We start from the raw sequence: 14,717 nt of genomic DNA, 5'->3' as shown, positions 1-14,717 counted from the left end.
CAATCCCCTGTAGGAGTTGCCGAAGGCTGCGATTTTTTGACGCAAGCAAAATCAAAAGATCGCAGCCTTCGGCAGCTCCTACAGGGATCGCAGGCAAAGAAAGACCCCGTTCAGTCAGGCTGAGCGGGGTCTTTTTGCTTGCGGTTAGCGCAGATTTCGCCATTTCCAGATCAGTTTCAGGGTCAATACCGTATTGATCAGCGCAAACGCGAGCAGCGCGACAACCACCATTACGTACAGCGTGCGATCAACGTCGAAATCCCACAGATCCACTGAGCTGCTGCGAATAATCCCCACCGCAGCCGGAAGGTTGATGTAAAACAGCGCTGCAAAGGCGCAAGTCAGCGGCACCGCACAGCTTAATAACGTCCCCATGACCTTTTGCCTGCTGCGCTTTCTTGCCTGAAGGCCTGACAGTGACTCATCCAGCGCCAACGCCTCATTGAGCTTGGGCCAGGCCAGATTGAACATGAAGGTGGTCAGGGTCAGCAGCAAGCCACTGACCGCGACGATGTCACTGAACGGCATTGAGTCCCAGCGTTGCGCACAACAAATCGTGGGAATCCTCACTGATCTCAAACTGCCCGGCACTGCCCTTGCGCTTGGTGATGGGTTTGAAGGTCGGCTCGTTCTGGGTAATCAGCATGTTCAGCTCATCACGGATCACATCCGAGCTGATGACGACCAGATAGACATCCTTTGCATGCTCCGCAGAATCGACCACCGCACGCATGCTGTGCTGCAGGATGTCGTCGAGCTGATTACGAAAGCGCGACACAGTGTTTTTCAGCAAGGTTTTGCTTTGACTCTGGGTCAACTGGAAGATCGTCGAGATTTGCGATTCAGTCGGTAAAGTCTGCCCGAAGTAGCTTTGAATCAGATAAAGCAGGCGATCCTGCTTTGCCTCGTCGGCCCGGCTGGGCATCCCGCCCTCGACCAGCATTTTCAGGTATTCGGTCAGGCTCGCCTTGGCGATACGCTGGAGGGCGTGGGTGATTTCCGCATCGCCGATGCGCAAGGTCTTTTTGACCGGTTCCTTTTGTTCCAGCTCGAAAGCGTCGGCGTCGATCGTGAACGAGATCTGCATGGCTCGGGCCTCCGGGGTTATTTGTTGCTGTCTGCCGGGTACGGATCCTGAGGGGCATCCCCTTGGCCCGTGAGCACTTTCCAGCCTTTCAGAGGGTGAGAGGCCTCGGTGAAGTCAGGGCAGGGTGGCATCGATGTTTGCGAAGGGCCTGAATACTCTCGGCCGCAGTCCACGCAGGCGTAGCTACCTGCTGAAATGTCACTGCCGTAAGGAACGTAGTCTTTTTGCATGGGTAAATCTCCGGTGGATGAGGGGAAGATCCTAGGGAGATTTGTTCTGAGGGGATGTCGGACGTTTCGCTGTGTTAAGTCAGACGCTTCCTGTGCGCATAAAAAAGATCGCAGCTTCGCCAGTTCCTACAGCAATTTCATACACACGAAATTCGCTTCTGTAGGAGCTGCCGCAGGCTGCGATCTTTTACGTTTCAGCGATCAGGGACGCTTGCGATTGCTGATCAGCGTGCCGACACCCGTGTCGGTGAAGATTTCCAGCAGGATCGCGTTCGGTACGCGCCCGTCGATGATCAGCGAGCTACCCACGCCACCCTGAACGGCTTCCAGCGCGCAACGAATCTTCGGCAGCATGCCGCCGTAGATGGTGCCGTCAGCGATCAGATCGTCGACCTGCTGGGTGCTCAGGCCGGTCAGAACCGTGCCTGACTTGTCCATCAGGCCGGCGATGTTGGTCAGCAGCATCAGTTTTTCGGCTTTCAGCGCTTCGGCAACTTTACCGGCCACCAGGTCGGCGTTGATGTTGTACGACTCGCCGTTCTCACCCACACCGATTGGCGCAATCACCGGGATAAAATTGCCTTTGACCAGCAGGTTCAGCAGCTCGGTGTTGATCCCGACCACTTCGCCCACGTGACCGATGTCGATGATTTCCGGCTGGGTCATCTCTGGGGTCTGGCGGGTGACGGTCAGTTTCTTCGCACGAATCAGCCCGGCATCTTTACCGGTCAGGCCAATAGCGCTGCCGCCGTGACGGTTGATCAGGTTGACGATGCTTTTGTTGACCTGACCACCCAAGACCATTTCCACCACGTCCATGGTCGCGGCATCGGTAACGCGCATGCCGTCGACGAAGTGGCTCTCGATCGACAGGCGCTTGAGCAGATCACCGATCTGCGGACCGCCGCCGTGCACGACCACCGGGTTGATACCCACGGCTTTCATCAGCACGATGTCGCGGGCGAAGCCGGTTTTCAGCTCCTCGCTTTCCATCGCGTTGCCGCCGTATTTGATCACCAGGGTCTTGCCGACATAGCGTCGGATGTAAGGCAGTGCTTCGGACAGGACCTTGGCAGTGTTGGCGGCGGCTTCGCGTTCGAGGGTCATTCAGGGCTCCGGGTGGATCAGAACGGTAGTTGGAGATCAGGTGCAACGCGTTTCAGTTGGGCGTGGAACACATCCTTGATGCGCTGCAATTCAGCCTCGTCATCGGCCTCGAAGCGCAGCACCAGCACCGGTGTGGTGTTGGACGCGCGCACCAGGCCCCAGCCTTTGGCGTAGTCGACTCGCACGCCGTCGATGGTGGTCAGGTCAGCGCCTGCGCCCCACTGTGCGTCGTGCAGTGCATCAATGATGCTGAATTTGCTCTCTTCGGTCACATGGATATTGATTTCCGGCGTAGAAATATCATTCGGGAAGGTCGCAAACAGCTCCTCCGCGGTGGATTTTTCCTTGCTGAGGATCTCCAGCAGCCGTGCGGCGCTGTAGATACCGTCGTCGAAACCGAACCAGCGTTCCTTGAAGAAGATGTGCCCGCTCATTTCACCGGCCAACAGCGCGCCGGATTGTTTCATTTTCTTTTTGATCAACGAATGACCAGTCTTCCACATTAGCGGCCGACCACCGTACTCCTTGATCAGCGGTACCAGGCGACGGGTGCATTTGACGTCGAAGATGATTTCCGCGTCCGGGTTGCGCGCCACCACGTCACGGGCGAACAGCATCAGCAGGCGATCCGGGAAAACGATGCTGCCGGTGTTGGTCACCACGCCGACACGGTCGCCGTCACCATCGAACGCCAGGCCGATGTCGGCGTTGGTTTCCTTGACCTTGGCGATCAGGTCGACAAGGTTTTCCGGCTTGCCCGGGTCCGGGTGATGATTGGGGAAATTGCCGTCAACTTCGCAGAACAGCGGGATGACTTCGCAGTTCAGCGCTTCGATCAGTTGCGGGGCGATCACGCCTGCCGCGCCGTTGCCGCAATCGACCACGACTTTCAGGCGTCGCGCCAGTTTGATGTCCTGGACGATCTCGGTGTTGTAGCGGTCGAGGATCTCGACCTGGGTCACGCTGCCGTTGCCGCTGCTCAGGTTGTTGGTCTTGAGGCGCTCGTGCAGAGCCTGAATCTGTTCGTTGGCGAGCGTGTCGCCGGCGATGACGATCTTGAAACCGTTGTAGTTGGACGGGTTGTGGCTGCCGGTGAGCATCACACCGGACTTGCCGGCCAGGACGTTGGCGGCGTAGTACAGCGCCGGCGTCGGCACCAGGCCGACATCGCTGACGTGGCAGCCACTCTCGGCGATACCGCGAATCAGTTCTGCGACCAGTTCCGGGCCGGACAGGCGGCCGTCGCGACCGACGGACACATTGGGTTCGCCTTGGGCAAGGCTCTGCGAGCCGACAGCGCGGCCGATCCAGTAAGCGGTTTCGGCATTGAGGAATTCCGGCACGGTGCCGCGAATGTCATAGGCGCGGAAGATGCTGTCAGGCAGCTTTGGTGCAACTTGGGCGGGGGTGGTCATCTGCGGAAATGCTCCATCTCAAAAGTGACTGGACAGACCGACGACTCATTCGACGGCAAGCTCAAACTGAAGGGTATGACGGCGTTTTCCGCAGAGAGTTCGTGGCATGAAAGGGCCATGACGCCTCGGCTGGCGTGGCCTTGGTCCGGCAAAACCTTGATTTGCGGCGGTAAACCTTTCAGCTGATCTGCCTGAAATTTTCCCCTGTAGGAGCTGCCGAAGGCTGCGATCTTTTGATCTTGATCTTAAAAAACAAAATCAAAAGATCGCAGCCTTCGGCAGCTCCTACAGTGATGTATCGGTATCGGTATCGGTATCGGTATCGGTATCGGTATCGGTATCGGTATGGATTATTTGGTGCCGGTATGGCCAAAACCACCGGTGCCACGCTCGGTTTCGACGAACTCGTCAACCATCTCGAAATGCGCCTGTACCACCGGCACCAGCACCAGTTGCGCCAGGCGTTCGCCGACGGTCATGGTGAAATCGGTCTGGCCGCGGTTCCAGCACGAAACCATCAGCGGGCCCTGGTAATCGGAGTCGATCAGGCCAACAAGGTTGCCCAGCACGATGCCGTGTTTGTGGCCCATGCCCGAGCGCGGCAGGATCAGCGCAGCGAGGTTGGGGTCACCGATGTAGACCGACAGGCCGGTCGGGATAAGCACGGTTTCACCCGGCTTGATCACGATGTCCTGCTCCAGCATGGCGCGCAGGTCGAGCCCGGCGGAGCCCGGCGTGGCGTATTGCGGCAGCGGGAATTGAGTACCGATGCGTGGGTCGAGGATCTTGGCTTGCAAAGCGTGCATGTAAATTAAACCTGGTTCAGACGTTCGGCGATAAAAGTGACCAGTTGGCGAGCGATCTTGCTCTTGCTGGTCTGGGCGAAAACCGTTGCGTGAAGCTCACGGTCAATTACGCTGCAGGCGTTTTCTTCGCTGTTGAAACCGATGCTCGGATTGGCGACGTCGTTGGCGACGATCAAATCGAGATTCTTGTCCTTCAGCTTGCGTGCAGCGTAGTCGAGCAGGTGTTCGGTCTCGGCGGCGAAACCGACACTGAACGGACGATCGGGACGGGTCGCGATGGTGGCCAGGATGTCTGGGTTGCGCACCATTTGCAGGACGAAGCCGTCGCCGCTCGTAGGATCTTTCTTGAGTTTTTGCGGGGCGATGACTTCCGGGCGGTAATCCGCAACCGCTGCCGAGGAAATGAACACGTCGCATGGGATCGCAGATTCGCACGCTGCGAGCATGTCACGGGCACTGACCACGTCGATGCGCGTGACGCGATCCGGGGTCGGCAGGTGCACCGGGCCGCTGATCAGTGTCACGCGGGCGCCGGCTTCCACCGCCGCTTCGGCCAGGGCGAAGCCCATTTTTCCGGAGCTATGGTTGGTGATGTAGCGCACCGGGTCGATGTTTTCCTGGGTCGGGCCGGCGGTGATCACCAAGTGCTTGCCGGTCAGCGCCTGTCGCTGGAAGCAGTCCGCTGCGCATTGGGCCAGATCCGTGGCTTCCATCATGCGGCCCATGCCGACGTCACCGCAGGCCTGGCTGCCGGAGGCCGGGCCGAATGTCTTCAGGCCGCGGCTTTCAAGCAGTTGCAGGTTGGCCTGGGTCGCAGGGTCGCGCCACATCGCCTGATTCATTGCAGGTGCGACCGCCACGACGGCGTCGGTGGCCAGCACCAGTGTGGTCAGCAAATCGTTGGCGATGCCTTGGGCCAGGCGTGCGAGCAGGTCGGCGGTTGCCGGGGCGATCAGCACCAGATCGGCCCACTTGGCCAGTTCGATGTGGCCCATCGCCGCTTCGGCGGCCGGGTCGAGCAAATCCAGGTGAACCGGGTGCCCGGACAGGGCCTGCATGGTCAGCGGAGTAATGAACTCGGCGCCGCCATGGGTCATGACCACGCGCACTTCGGCGCCCTGGTCGATCAGGCGACGAACCAGATCAGCGCTCTTGTAGGCAGCGATGCCGCCGCCGACGCCCAGAACGATGCGTTTCCGATACAGCCGCTGCATAGGTCTGCCTTTCATTTCGTGGGTGACATACGTGGCGAAACCCCCTCCCCAGGGTGAATTCGCCCGCAAAAAAGATGGGCTAAGATATCACAGCGACCGCTACGGAACAGCGGCGCCCACAGACAGGGAAAGTGTATGAGTATTCGCGATTGGCCTGCGGCAGAACGCCCGCGGGAGAAGCTACTTGAACAAGGCTCGGGAAGTCTTTCCGACGCAGAATTGCTGGCGATCTTTTTACGCACCGGAGTCACTGGAAAGAGCGCAGTGGATCTTGCGCGACACCTGTTGACTCAATTCGGCAGCCTGCGCGTGTTGCTGGAGGCCGATCTTGCAGAATTCAGCAGGGAATTGGGATTGGGGCCGGCGAAGTTCGCCCAGTTGCAGGCGGTGCTGGAAATGGGCCGGCGGCATCTGGCCGAACGCATGCGCAAGAAACCCGCACTGGAGAATCCGCAGGCGGTTCGCGATTACCTCAAATCGATGCTGCGCCACGAGCCACACGAGGTGTTTGGTTGTCTGTTTCTGGACTCCAAGCATCAAGTGCTGACGTTCGAGGCGCTGTTTCGCGGCTCCATCGACAACACTAGCGTGCATCCTCGGGAAGTAGTGAAGCGGTCGTTGGCGAATAACGCAGCGGCGGTGATCCTGTGTCACAATCACCCGTCGGGGAACAGCGACCCCAGTCAGGCGGACCGGTTGTTGACCAAGCGTTTGCAGAAGGCTTTGGACCTGATTGATGTGCGGGTGCTCGATCACTTCATCGTGGGGGAGGGTGAGCCGCTGTCGATGGCGGAGTGCGGCTGGATGTAATTATCCGCCGACCCTTTCTCTGTAGGAGTTGCCGAAGGCTGCGATCTTTTGACTCTGTTTTAAAGATCAAAAGATCGCAGCCTCGTTTCACTCGACAGCTCCTACAGGGATTTGGTGGTGTGGCGATTATTTCATGTTGACCCTGGAGTAATCCTGCCGGCCAAACGGGCTCACCGTGTAACCCTGAACGTCTTTACGCGTCAGTGCGAACGCCGTCGGGTGCGCCAGCGGCAGCCACAATGCCTGCTGCTGAATCTGCGCCTGTGCCTGCTCGTAGAGCTTGGTGCGCACACCTTGTTCGCTAGTGGTCTTGCCGGCGCTGATCAGCTTGTCGAGATCGGCGTTGCAGTAGCGGGCGAAGTTGGTGCCGGACTTGACCGCGGCGCAGGAAAACTGCGGCGTGAGGAAGTTGTCCGGGTCGCCGTTGTCGCCGGCCCAGCCCATGAACAACAGATCATGCTCGCCCGCCTTGGCGCGGCGAATCAGCTCGCCCCATTCGATCACACGGATTTCCGCCTGAATGCCGATCTCTGCCAGATCCGATTGCAGCATCTGTGCGCCAAGGCTCGGATTCGGGTTGAGCAGGCTGCCCGATGGACGCGTCCAGATCGTGGTCTTGAAACCATCCTTCAAGCCGGCCTTGGCCATCAGCGCCTTGGCTTTCGCCACGTCGTGCGGGTAGCCCGGAAGGCCCTTCGCGTAGCTCCAGGTATTCGGCGGGTAAGGGCCATTGGCCGCTTCCGCCGTGTCTTCGAACACGGCTTTGATGTAGTTGGCCTTGTCGAAGGCAAGGTTGATCGCCTGCCGCACTTCCGGTTTGTCCAGCGGCGGATGCTGGCTGTTGATGCCGACGAAGGCGGTCATGAACGCGTCAGTTTTTTCGACTTTCAGCGTCGGTTCTTTCTGCGCAGCCTGTACGTCCAAGGGTTTTGGCGACAGGGCAATCTGGCATTCATTGCGTCGCAGTTTTTGCAGGCGCACGTTGGCATCTGGCGTGATCGCGAAGATCAGCGGATCCACTGCAGGCTTGCCACGGAAGTAGTCCGGGTTGGCCTTGTAACGGACCGCGGCGTCTTTCTGAAAACGGCTGAATACGAACGGGCCGGTGCCGATTGGCTGGCTGTTGAGCTTGTCGGTGGCGTTGGCCTTCAACAGCTTGTCGGCGTATTCGGCGGAATAGACCGAGGCGAAACCCATGCTCAGCGTCGCCAGAAAAGTCGAGTCCGGGTGATCAAGCGTGAAGCGCACCGTCAGCGGATCCAGCGCGTCGATCTTCTTGATGAGTGCCGGCAACTGCATCGACTGCGCGTGGGGGAAGCCGCTTTGCGCTACTTTGTGCCACGGATTGGCTGGATCGAGCATACGGTCGAAACTGAATTTGACGTCTTCGGCAGTCAGCTCGCGGGTTGGCTTGAAGTATTCGGTTGTATGAAATTTGACCCGCGGGTGCAATTTGAAGATATAAGTCAGGCCGTCGGTGCTGACTTCCCAGCTGTCGGCCAGGCTCGGGATGACCTTGCCGCTGGCAGTGTCGAAATCAACCAGGCGGTTCATCAGCACATCGGCCGACGCATTGGTGGTGGTCAGCGAGTTGTACTGCACCACATCGAAGCCTTCAGGGCTCGCCTCGGTGCAGACGCTCAGCGCGGCGGCCTGGGCCAAGGGGCTCAGCAGGAGGGGGGCGAGCAGCAGGGTTAGGGCAGCGAGGCGCATGGTCGGTTTCCTTTCACAGATCGAAGGCCCATCTGCAAGTGCAGTCTGGAAAAGCCCTACCCTAGAGGTCGCGATTGCAAATGACTATCCCCTTTTGTGTTTTTGGGAGCGTTTTTACGCGGTTGCGGTGGGTGCTCGGTGCAACGAAGAGCCAGAATCGCGCATGTGAGCAGTTTTCTTCGACGAGTGGTAAAACCCCGTCCCGGCCTTTATCCAAGGCACTCACGGGCAGAATTTGCGGCTTTTTGTGGATTGATTGCACACGGAAAGTTGTTGCACCCCAGTCTTTCTGGTATAAAGCAGCGCTCTTTTCTAGGGGCCCGGTTCCTTCACTGTAGGTGTAGCCGGTAAGACCTCTAAAGAAACGCGGCGCCTGGCGCCAAATGACTGAGAGATTAAGCGGCCAACCCATGCCGGGTTGGGCATGTGGTTTTAGAGGGCTGAGGCATGTCGAGAGTATGTCAAGTTACCGGTAAGGGTCCGGTGACTGGGAATAACATTTCCCACGCAAACAACAAAACCCGTCGTCGTTTCCTGCCGAACCTGCAGCATCACCGCTTCTGGGTTGAAGAAGAGAAACGTTTTGTGCGTCTGCGCGTATCTGCCAAAGGCATGCGTATCATCGACAAGCGTGGCATCACTGTCGTGCTCGCCGAACTTCGCCGCGATGGCAAGATTTAAGGGAGCTAATCATGCGTGAATTGATTCGTTTGATCTCGAGCGCCGGTACTGGTCACTTCTACACTACCGACAAGAACAAGCGTACTACCCCGGACAAAATCGAGATCAAGAAATATGATCCGGTTGTTCGTAAGCACGTGATGTACAAGGAAGGCAAAATCAAGTAATTGATTTTTCCTGACTTACGAAAAAGGCCCGTATCTCACGATACGGGCCTTTTTTGTTTCTCAGGTTTTGTCGCGCCCGTCCATGCCTCATCGCTGGCAAGCCAGCTTCCATAGGTTTTTTGGTGACCGCATAATTTGTGAACTCCCACAATTACTGTGGGAGCTGGCTTGCCAGCGATGGGGCCAGATCAGCCAGCGAATATCCTCAGCCCTTCTGTTCAAAGATCACATAGACCTTGCGGCAAGCCTCCAGCACTTCCCAAGTGCCGCGGAAACCCGCCGGAATCACAAAGCGGTCACCGACGCGCAACGTCTTGGCATTGCCGTCGCTGTCACGCAGCACCGAAACGCCCTGAAGAATTTCGCAGTATTCATGCTCGGTGTAATTCACCGTCCACTGACCCACCGCACCTTCCCACACGCCGACACCCATCTGCCCGCAAGGACTTTCATATTGATGGAACACTGCTTGCTCGGGATCGCCCTTGAGTACTTTGGCCGGGTCCGGGCGGTAGCGTTCGGCTTCGCTGGTGGTCAGGCTGATGTCGACGACGTTCTGGATGTTCATTGTTGTTATCTCCCGTGAATGCGGCGCAATGGCTGGAAAAGGCCAAAGTCTATGTTGATTAAAATCAACACTGCAAGGTCGTATGACCACCTTATGTCAAATATATTGAAACAAACCCGGCCGCTGGTTTAGGGTGGCGGGTGCCTCGGGCCGAAAATGCAGGCTGGCCGGGCAGAATTGCTGAGGACGTCGGCGAAGATCGCGCGGCGCTCGTATTCAACAAGAGGAGGACACCTGAATGACCACCCTGACTCGTGCCGATTGGGAACAACGCGCCCGCGACCTGAAGATCGAAGGCCGCGCCTACCTCAATGGCGAATACACCGACGCGGTCTCCGGCGAGACCTTCGAGAGCATCAGCCCGGTCGATGGCCGTCTGCTGGGCAAAATTGCCAGCTGTGACGCCGCCGACGCCCAGCGCGCTGTGGAAAACGCTCGCGCTACGTTCAATTCCGGCGTGTGGTCGCGCCTGGCGCCGACCAAGCGCAAAGCCACCATGATTCGCTTTGCCGGTCTGCTGAAACAGCACGCCGAAGAACTCGCCCTGCTCGAAACCCTCGACATGGGTAAGCCGATCAGCGATTCGCTGTACATCGACGTGCCGGGCGCGGCGCAAGCGCTGAGCTGGAGCGGTGAGGCGATCGACAAGATTTACGACGAAGTCGCGGCCACGCCGCACGATCAACTGGGTCTGGTGACCCGCGAGCCGGTAGGCGTGGTTGGCGCCATCGTGCCGTGGAACTTCCCGCTGATGATGGCCTGCTGGAAACTCGGCCCGGCGCTGTCGACCGGCAACTCGGTGATCCTCAAGCCGTCGGAAAAGTCGCCGCTGACCGCCATCCGTATCGCGGCGCTGGCTGTTGAGGCCGGCATTCCGAAAGGCGTGCTCAACGTCCTTCCGGGCTATGGCCATACCGTTGGCAAGGCGCTGGCCCTGCACAACGATGTGGACACGTTGGTGTTCACCGGTTCGACCAAGATCGCCAAGCAATTGATGATTTATTCCGGCGAATCGAACATGAAACGCGTCTGGCTGGAAGCCGGTGGCAAGAGCCCGAACATCGTCTTTGCCGATGCTCCCGATCTGCAAGCCGCTGCCGAATCCGCCGCCAGCGCCATTGCCTTCAACCAGGGCGAAGTCTGCACCGCCGGTTCGCGTCTGCTGGTCGAGCGTTCGATCAAGGACAAATTCCTGCCGATGGTGATCGAGGCGCTGAAGGCCTGGAAGCCGGGTAACCCGCTGGACCCGGCGACCAATGTCGGCGCGCTGGTCGATACCCAGCAGATGAACACCGTGCTGTCGTACATCGAGTCCGGTCATACCGACGGCGCCAAACTGGTGGCTGGCGGCAAGCGCATTCTTCAGGAAACCGGTGGTACTTACGTCGAGCCGACGATTTTCGACGGCGTGAGCAACGCGATGAAGATCGCACAGGAAGAGATCTTCGGCCCGGTGCTGTCGGTTATTGCTTTCGACACTGCTGAAGAAGCCATCCAGATCGCTAACGACACGCCTTACGGCCTAGCCGCTGCGGTGTGGACTCAGGACATCTCCAAAGCGCACCTGACCGCCAAGGCGCTACGCGCCGGTAGCGTCTGGGTCAACCAGTACGACGGCGGCGATATGACTGCACCGTTCGGTGGCTTCAAGCAGTCGGGCAACGGCCGCGACAAGTCGCTGCACGCGTTCGACAAATACACCGAGCTGAAGGCGACTTGGATCAAGTTGTAATGCGGTAAAGAGGGCCTGCTGAATCAGGCTCCCGAGCGCTACAGAAATCCTCTGTGGGAGTGAGTTTCTGTGGTGAGGGGATTTATCCCCGTTCGGCTGCGAAGCAGTCGCTAAACCATTGCACGCGGTGTACCTGGTACATCGTGGTTGCAGGTTTTGGGGCCGCTGCGCGACCCAACGGGGATAAATCCCCTCGCCACCGGGGCTCGCTCCCACAGTGTTTTGGGTGAATACAAAAAGAATATCCACAGGAGCGTGGAACATGCGGTGGGCGACGTATTTCGCCGTGTTGGCGTCTGTCTTGAGTGTAGGCCTGGCCCTGGGGGTCAGCATGCCGTTGGTGTCGTTGCGTCTTGAGGGCTGGGGTTATGGCGCCTTTGCCATTGGCGTAATGGCGGCGATGCCGGCCATTGGCGTGTTGTTGGGCGCGAAGATTTCCAGTCATCTGGCGGCGCGTTTTGGCACGGCGAACCTGATGCGTCTGTGCTTGTGGGCCGGTGCTTTGTCCATTGGCCTGTTGGCGCTGTTGCCGAGCTATCCGATCTGGCTGGTGCTGCGCTTGATGATCGGCGTGATCCTGACCATCGTGTTCATCCTCGGCGAGAGCTGGATCAATCAACTGGTGGTCGAGCATTGGCGCGGTCGACTGGTGGCGCTGTATGGCAGCAGTTACGCGCTGAGCCAACTGTCTGGTCCTTTGCTGCTGGGCGCGCTCGGCACCGAAGATGATTACGGCTTTTGGGTCGGTGTCGCGCTGCTGATGATCTCGCCTTTGCTGTTGCTGCGCCGTAGCGGTGCGCCGAGCAGTGAAGCGAGCAGCGTGACCTTCCGCGACCTGTGGGGCTTTGCCCGCGAACTGCCGGCGATTGCCTGGGCGGTGTCCTTGTTTGCCGCGTTCGAGGCGATGATCCTGACGCTGTTGCCGGTGTATTGCCTGCAACAGGGTTTTACCGCCGAAATCGCCTTGGCGATGGTCAGTACTGTGGTGGTGGGCGATGCGCTGCTGCAATTACCGATTGGCGCGTTAGCCGATTACCTGTCGCGGCGCACGCTGTTCACCGGGTGCGCGGTGGTGTTGATGCTGTCGAGCCTGGCGATTCCGATGTTGATCGACACGTTGCTGATCTGGCCGCTGTGGGTGTTGTTTGGCGCCAGCGCAGGTGGGTTGTTCACGCTATCGCTGATCCTCATCGGTGAGCGTTATCGTGATGACGCGCTGGTGCGGGCCAATGCGCATATCGCGCAACTGTGGGGTGTTGGCTGTCTGATCGGGCCGTTGGCGGCGGGGGCGGGTAGTCAGTGGATCAGCGGGCATGCGTTGCCCTGGTTGATGGCGGCGGGAGCTTTCGGGTTGGTGATTCTGGTATCCCGACAAGGTGCTTTTGGCACAGTGCAGACTGCTTAAAGTCAAAAGATCGCAGCCTGCGGCAGCTCCTACAGAGAGAATGCATTCCAAATGTAGGAGCTGCCGAAGGCTGCGATCTTTTGATCTTTAAAGCATCCGTTCCAGGCCAACGCTGGTACTGAACCACGCATTGAACCGGCGCCACCAGCTCCCCGGTTCCTTGGTCAGTGTGTGCATCTGACCGTTATCCTCAGTCACCCAGACGATATCCCCATCCTGCAATTTCGCTTCGTAACTGAGCGCCGGCGCCATGCCTTGCAGCGCCAGTTCGCGCACATGCTCGGCAAGCTGCGGACTGTCCACCAACACCCCGACTTCGGTGTTCCACAGCACTGAACGCGGGTCGAAATTAAACGAGCCGATAAACGATTTGCGCCGGTCGAAGATTATCGCCTTGCTGTGCAGGCTAGAGTCCGAGCCACGAAACGACTTACTGTAAAACACGTGCGGGCCGCTGCCGCCACCGTCCCCGGGCTGGCGCCGCAGTTCGAACAGTTTTACTCCGTGCTCCAGCAGCGCCTTGCGATACGGCGCATACCCGCCATGCACGGCTGGCACATCCGTGGCCTCCAGCGAGTTGGTCAGCAGGCTTACCGAAACCCCGGCGTCGGCGCGCCCAGTCAGGTACACCAGCCCCGGCTGGCCCGGTACAAAATAGGCCGAGATCATGATCAGTTCTTTGCTGACCCCCGTAAGCTCCGGCGCCAGTTGCGTGGTCAGCAGCAATTGCGGATCCGGCTCGCCTTTGGCCAGCACCTTGCTCGGCGCATCCCACAGCGCCTGGTTCCAGGCCCAGATCAGCTCATTGCGCCAGATGTCCATGCGCGGGTCGGTCTTGAACGTCATCAACTGCTGATACAGCGCGTGGTTCTGCTTGCGGGTTTCCTCCAGCGACTCTTCCAGGCGCGTACGGGTGTTCTGCAAATCCCTGGCCGTCGGTTTGCTGGAAAGAAATTCTTCAATCGGTTTGCTCAACGCGCTGTTCCAGTACTGATCGAAACTGTGCCCGAGCTGCTCGGCCACCGGCCCGACGCTGAGCATGTCGATGTCGGTGAAATTCAGATTCGGCTCGGCGTCGAAGTACTCGTCGCCCAGATTGCGGCCGCCGACGATGGCCATGCTGTTATCTGCCAGCCATAACTTGTTGTGCATCCGCCGGTGTTGCAGCGACAGGTTGAACAGTCGTCCGGCAGCCCGGGTAACGCCGGTGCTGCGTCCCAGATGCAGCGGATTGAACAGACGGATATGGATCTGCGGGTGCGCCGCCAGCGTCGCGATGATCTGGTCGAGACCGTCGCTGGTGGTGTCGTCGAGCAGAATCCGCACGCGCACGCCGCGGTCGGCGGCTTTCAGCAATTCTTCCACCAGCATCCGTGTGCTGACGCCGTCATGCACGATGTAGTACTGCAAATCGAGGCTGCTTTGCGCGTGGCGGATCAGCTCGGCACGGGCGGTGAACGCTTCGGTGCTGTTGGATAGCAGACGAAAACCGGACTGCCCCTCATGCGGCGCTGCCTGAGCCTGGATCGACCGGCCGAAAGCCGAGTCGGACGCTGGCAACGCCTGGCTCGGTTCGCGCGGTGCATTGAGGCTCGCGCAACTGCTGAGCAGGAGCACGAGAAGTAGGGGGAAAAGTAGGACCGTTCTTGATCTCAAGGAGGATCATCTCATGGCGGGTCGAAGGTCGAAGTATGGCACGGGCGTAGGACATTCTTTGTTTAGATTAAATTCACTCTGGACTTTGAGTCACCTCTGTCGATGCACGCTGAAATGGACTACGCA

Annotated in this window: 13 protein-coding genes and 1 pseudogene; 5 read left to right on the top strand and 9 right to left on the bottom strand. The window is 58.9% G+C overall.

Going from position 1 to position 14,717, the window contains the following annotated elements; translation table 11 throughout:
- Nucleotides 1-144: 144 nt before the first annotated feature.
- The 6 genes and pseudogenes from ACA061_RS26375 to coaBC all read right to left on the bottom strand — a co-directional run bounded on the left by ACA061_RS26375 (nucleotide 145) and on the right by coaBC (nucleotide 5,859).
- Nucleotides 145-528 carry a hypothetical protein gene (locus tag ACA061_RS26375; protein WP_210553365.1) on the bottom strand — a complete coding sequence of 128 codons (384 nt, stop codon included), beginning with the start codon at nucleotides 526-528 and terminating at the stop codon, nucleotides 145-147.
- Nucleotides 515-1,087, bottom strand: coding sequence for a hypothetical protein (locus ACA061_RS26370; protein WP_150616865.1), 573 nt, complete (start codon nucleotides 1,085-1,087; stop codon nucleotides 515-517). The genes ACA061_RS26375 and ACA061_RS26370 overlap by 14 nt, the downstream gene beginning before the upstream one ends.
- 431 nt (nucleotides 1,088-1,518) lie before the next feature.
- Nucleotides 1,519-2,424, bottom strand: a complete 906-nt coding sequence (gene argB / locus ACA061_RS26365; RefSeq protein WP_150593448.1) for an acetylglutamate kinase — start codon at nucleotides 2,422-2,424, stop codon at nucleotides 1,519-1,521.
- A gap of 17 nt (nucleotides 2,425-2,441) precedes the next feature.
- Nucleotides 2,442-3,818, bottom strand: a pseudogene (locus ACA061_RS26360) (phosphomannomutase/phosphoglucomutase); the annotation flags it as partial.
- A 371-nt stretch (nucleotides 3,819-4,189) separates the two neighbouring features.
- Nucleotides 4,190-4,645 carry a dUTP diphosphatase gene (gene dut / locus ACA061_RS26355; protein WP_210553367.1) on the bottom strand — a complete coding sequence of 152 codons (456 nt, stop codon included), beginning with the start codon at nucleotides 4,643-4,645 and terminating at the stop codon, nucleotides 4,190-4,192.
- Nucleotides 4,646-4,650: 5 nt separating this feature from the next.
- Nucleotides 4,651-5,859 carry a bifunctional phosphopantothenoylcysteine decarboxylase/phosphopantothenate--cysteine ligase CoaBC gene (gene coaBC / locus ACA061_RS26350; RefSeq protein ID WP_497302001.1) on the bottom strand — a complete coding sequence of 403 codons (1,209 nt, stop codon included), beginning with the start codon at nucleotides 5,857-5,859 and terminating at the stop codon, nucleotides 4,651-4,653.
- Between the two features lie 135 nt (nucleotides 5,860-5,994).
- Between coaBC and radC the strand changes: the two genes are divergently transcribed.
- Complete coding sequence (gene radC / locus ACA061_RS26345; protein WP_210553368.1) at nucleotides 5,995-6,669, top strand: RadC family protein; 675 nt, start codon at nucleotides 5,995-5,997, stop codon at nucleotides 6,667-6,669.
- A 126-nt stretch (nucleotides 6,670-6,795) separates the two neighbouring features.
- Here the strand turns inward: radC and ACA061_RS26340 are convergent, their stop codons facing one another.
- Nucleotides 6,796-8,382 carry an ABC transporter substrate-binding protein gene (locus tag ACA061_RS26340; RefSeq protein WP_210553369.1) on the bottom strand — a complete coding sequence of 529 codons (1,587 nt, stop codon included), beginning with the start codon at nucleotides 8,380-8,382 and terminating at the stop codon, nucleotides 6,796-6,798.
- A 447-nt stretch (nucleotides 8,383-8,829) separates the two neighbouring features.
- On the opposite strand from ACA061_RS26340, the gene rpmB reads away from it, so the two are divergent.
- Both rpmB and rpmG read left to right on the top strand, forming a co-directional pair.
- Nucleotides 8,830-9,063 carry a 50S ribosomal protein L28 gene (rpmB, locus tag ACA061_RS26335; RefSeq protein ID WP_007920377.1) on the top strand — a complete coding sequence of 78 codons (234 nt, stop codon included), beginning with the start codon at nucleotides 8,830-8,832 and terminating at the stop codon, nucleotides 9,061-9,063.
- An 11-nt stretch (nucleotides 9,064-9,074) separates the two neighbouring features.
- Nucleotides 9,075-9,230 carry a 50S ribosomal protein L33 gene (gene rpmG, locus ACA061_RS26330; protein WP_016772554.1) on the top strand — a complete coding sequence of 52 codons (156 nt, stop codon included), beginning with the start codon at nucleotides 9,075-9,077 and terminating at the stop codon, nucleotides 9,228-9,230.
- A gap of 205 nt (nucleotides 9,231-9,435) precedes the next feature.
- Here the strand turns inward: rpmG and ACA061_RS26325 are convergent, their stop codons facing one another.
- Nucleotides 9,436-9,798 carry a cupin domain-containing protein gene (locus ACA061_RS26325; protein WP_150616861.1) on the bottom strand — a complete coding sequence of 121 codons (363 nt, stop codon included), beginning with the start codon at nucleotides 9,796-9,798 and terminating at the stop codon, nucleotides 9,436-9,438.
- 238 nt (nucleotides 9,799-10,036) lie between these two features.
- On the opposite strand from ACA061_RS26325, the gene ACA061_RS26320 reads away from it, so the two are divergent.
- Nucleotides 10,037-11,530: an aldehyde dehydrogenase gene (locus ACA061_RS26320; RefSeq protein ID WP_497300290.1), complete on the top strand. Its 1,494-nt coding sequence runs from the start codon at nucleotides 10,037-10,039 to the stop codon at nucleotides 11,528-11,530.
- Nucleotides 11,531-11,792: 262 nt separating this feature from the next.
- Nucleotides 11,793-12,935 carry an MFS transporter gene (locus ACA061_RS26315; RefSeq protein WP_210553370.1) on the top strand — a complete coding sequence of 381 codons (1,143 nt, stop codon included), beginning with the start codon at nucleotides 11,793-11,795 and terminating at the stop codon, nucleotides 12,933-12,935.
- Nucleotides 12,936-13,022: 87 nt separating this feature from the next.
- On the opposite strand, the gene ACA061_RS26310 is transcribed toward ACA061_RS26315, so the two are convergent.
- A complete protein-coding gene (locus ACA061_RS26310) occupies nucleotides 13,023-14,591 on the bottom strand; it encodes a phospholipase D family protein (protein ID WP_210700672.1) in 1,569 nt (522 codons plus the stop codon).
- Between the last annotated feature and the right edge of the window lie 126 nt (nucleotides 14,592-14,717).

This window comes from Pseudomonas sp. LBUM1668 (assembly GCF_059695715.1).
Note: the sequence above shows the minus strand (reverse complement) of the source record. Positions and strands in the feature narration are given on the sequence as shown.

What these genes read in the sequence shown, in the direction of transcription:
- ACA061_RS26375 (WP_210553365.1), bottom strand. Translation starts at nt 528, where the DNA reads ATGCCGTTCAGTGACATCGTCGCGGTCAGTGGCTTGCTGCTGACCCTG.
- ACA061_RS26370 (WP_150616865.1), bottom strand. Translation starts at nt 1,087, where the DNA reads ATGCAGATCTCGTTCACGATCGACGCCGACGCTTTCGAGCTGGAACAA.
- argB (WP_150593448.1), bottom strand. Translation starts at nt 2,424, where the DNA reads ATGACCCTCGAACGCGAAGCCGCCGCCAACACTGCCAAGGTCCTGTCC.
- dut (WP_210553367.1), bottom strand. Translation starts at nt 4,645, where the DNA reads ATGCACGCTTTGCAAGCCAAGATCCTCGACCCACGCATCGGTACTCAA.
- coaBC (WP_497302001.1), bottom strand. Translation starts at nt 5,859, where the DNA reads ATGCAGCGGCTGTATCGGAAACGCATCGTTCTGGGCGTCGGCGGCGGC.
- radC (WP_210553368.1), top strand. Translation starts at nt 5,995, where the DNA reads ATGAGTATTCGCGATTGGCCTGCGGCAGAACGCCCGCGGGAGAAGCTA.
- ACA061_RS26340 (WP_210553369.1), bottom strand. Translation starts at nt 8,382, where the DNA reads ATGCGCCTCGCTGCCCTAACCCTGCTGCTCGCCCCCCTCCTGCTGAGC.
- rpmB (WP_007920377.1), top strand. Translation starts at nt 8,830, where the DNA reads ATGTCGAGAGTATGTCAAGTTACCGGTAAGGGTCCGGTGACTGGGAAT.
- rpmG (WP_016772554.1), top strand. Translation starts at nt 9,075, where the DNA reads ATGCGTGAATTGATTCGTTTGATCTCGAGCGCCGGTACTGGTCACTTC.
- ACA061_RS26325 (WP_150616861.1), bottom strand. Translation starts at nt 9,798, where the DNA reads ATGAACATCCAGAACGTCGTCGACATCAGCCTGACCACCAGCGAAGCC.
- ACA061_RS26320 (WP_497300290.1), top strand. Translation starts at nt 10,037, where the DNA reads ATGACCACCCTGACTCGTGCCGATTGGGAACAACGCGCCCGCGACCTG.
- ACA061_RS26315 (WP_210553370.1), top strand. Translation starts at nt 11,793, where the DNA reads ATGCGGTGGGCGACGTATTTCGCCGTGTTGGCGTCTGTCTTGAGTGTA.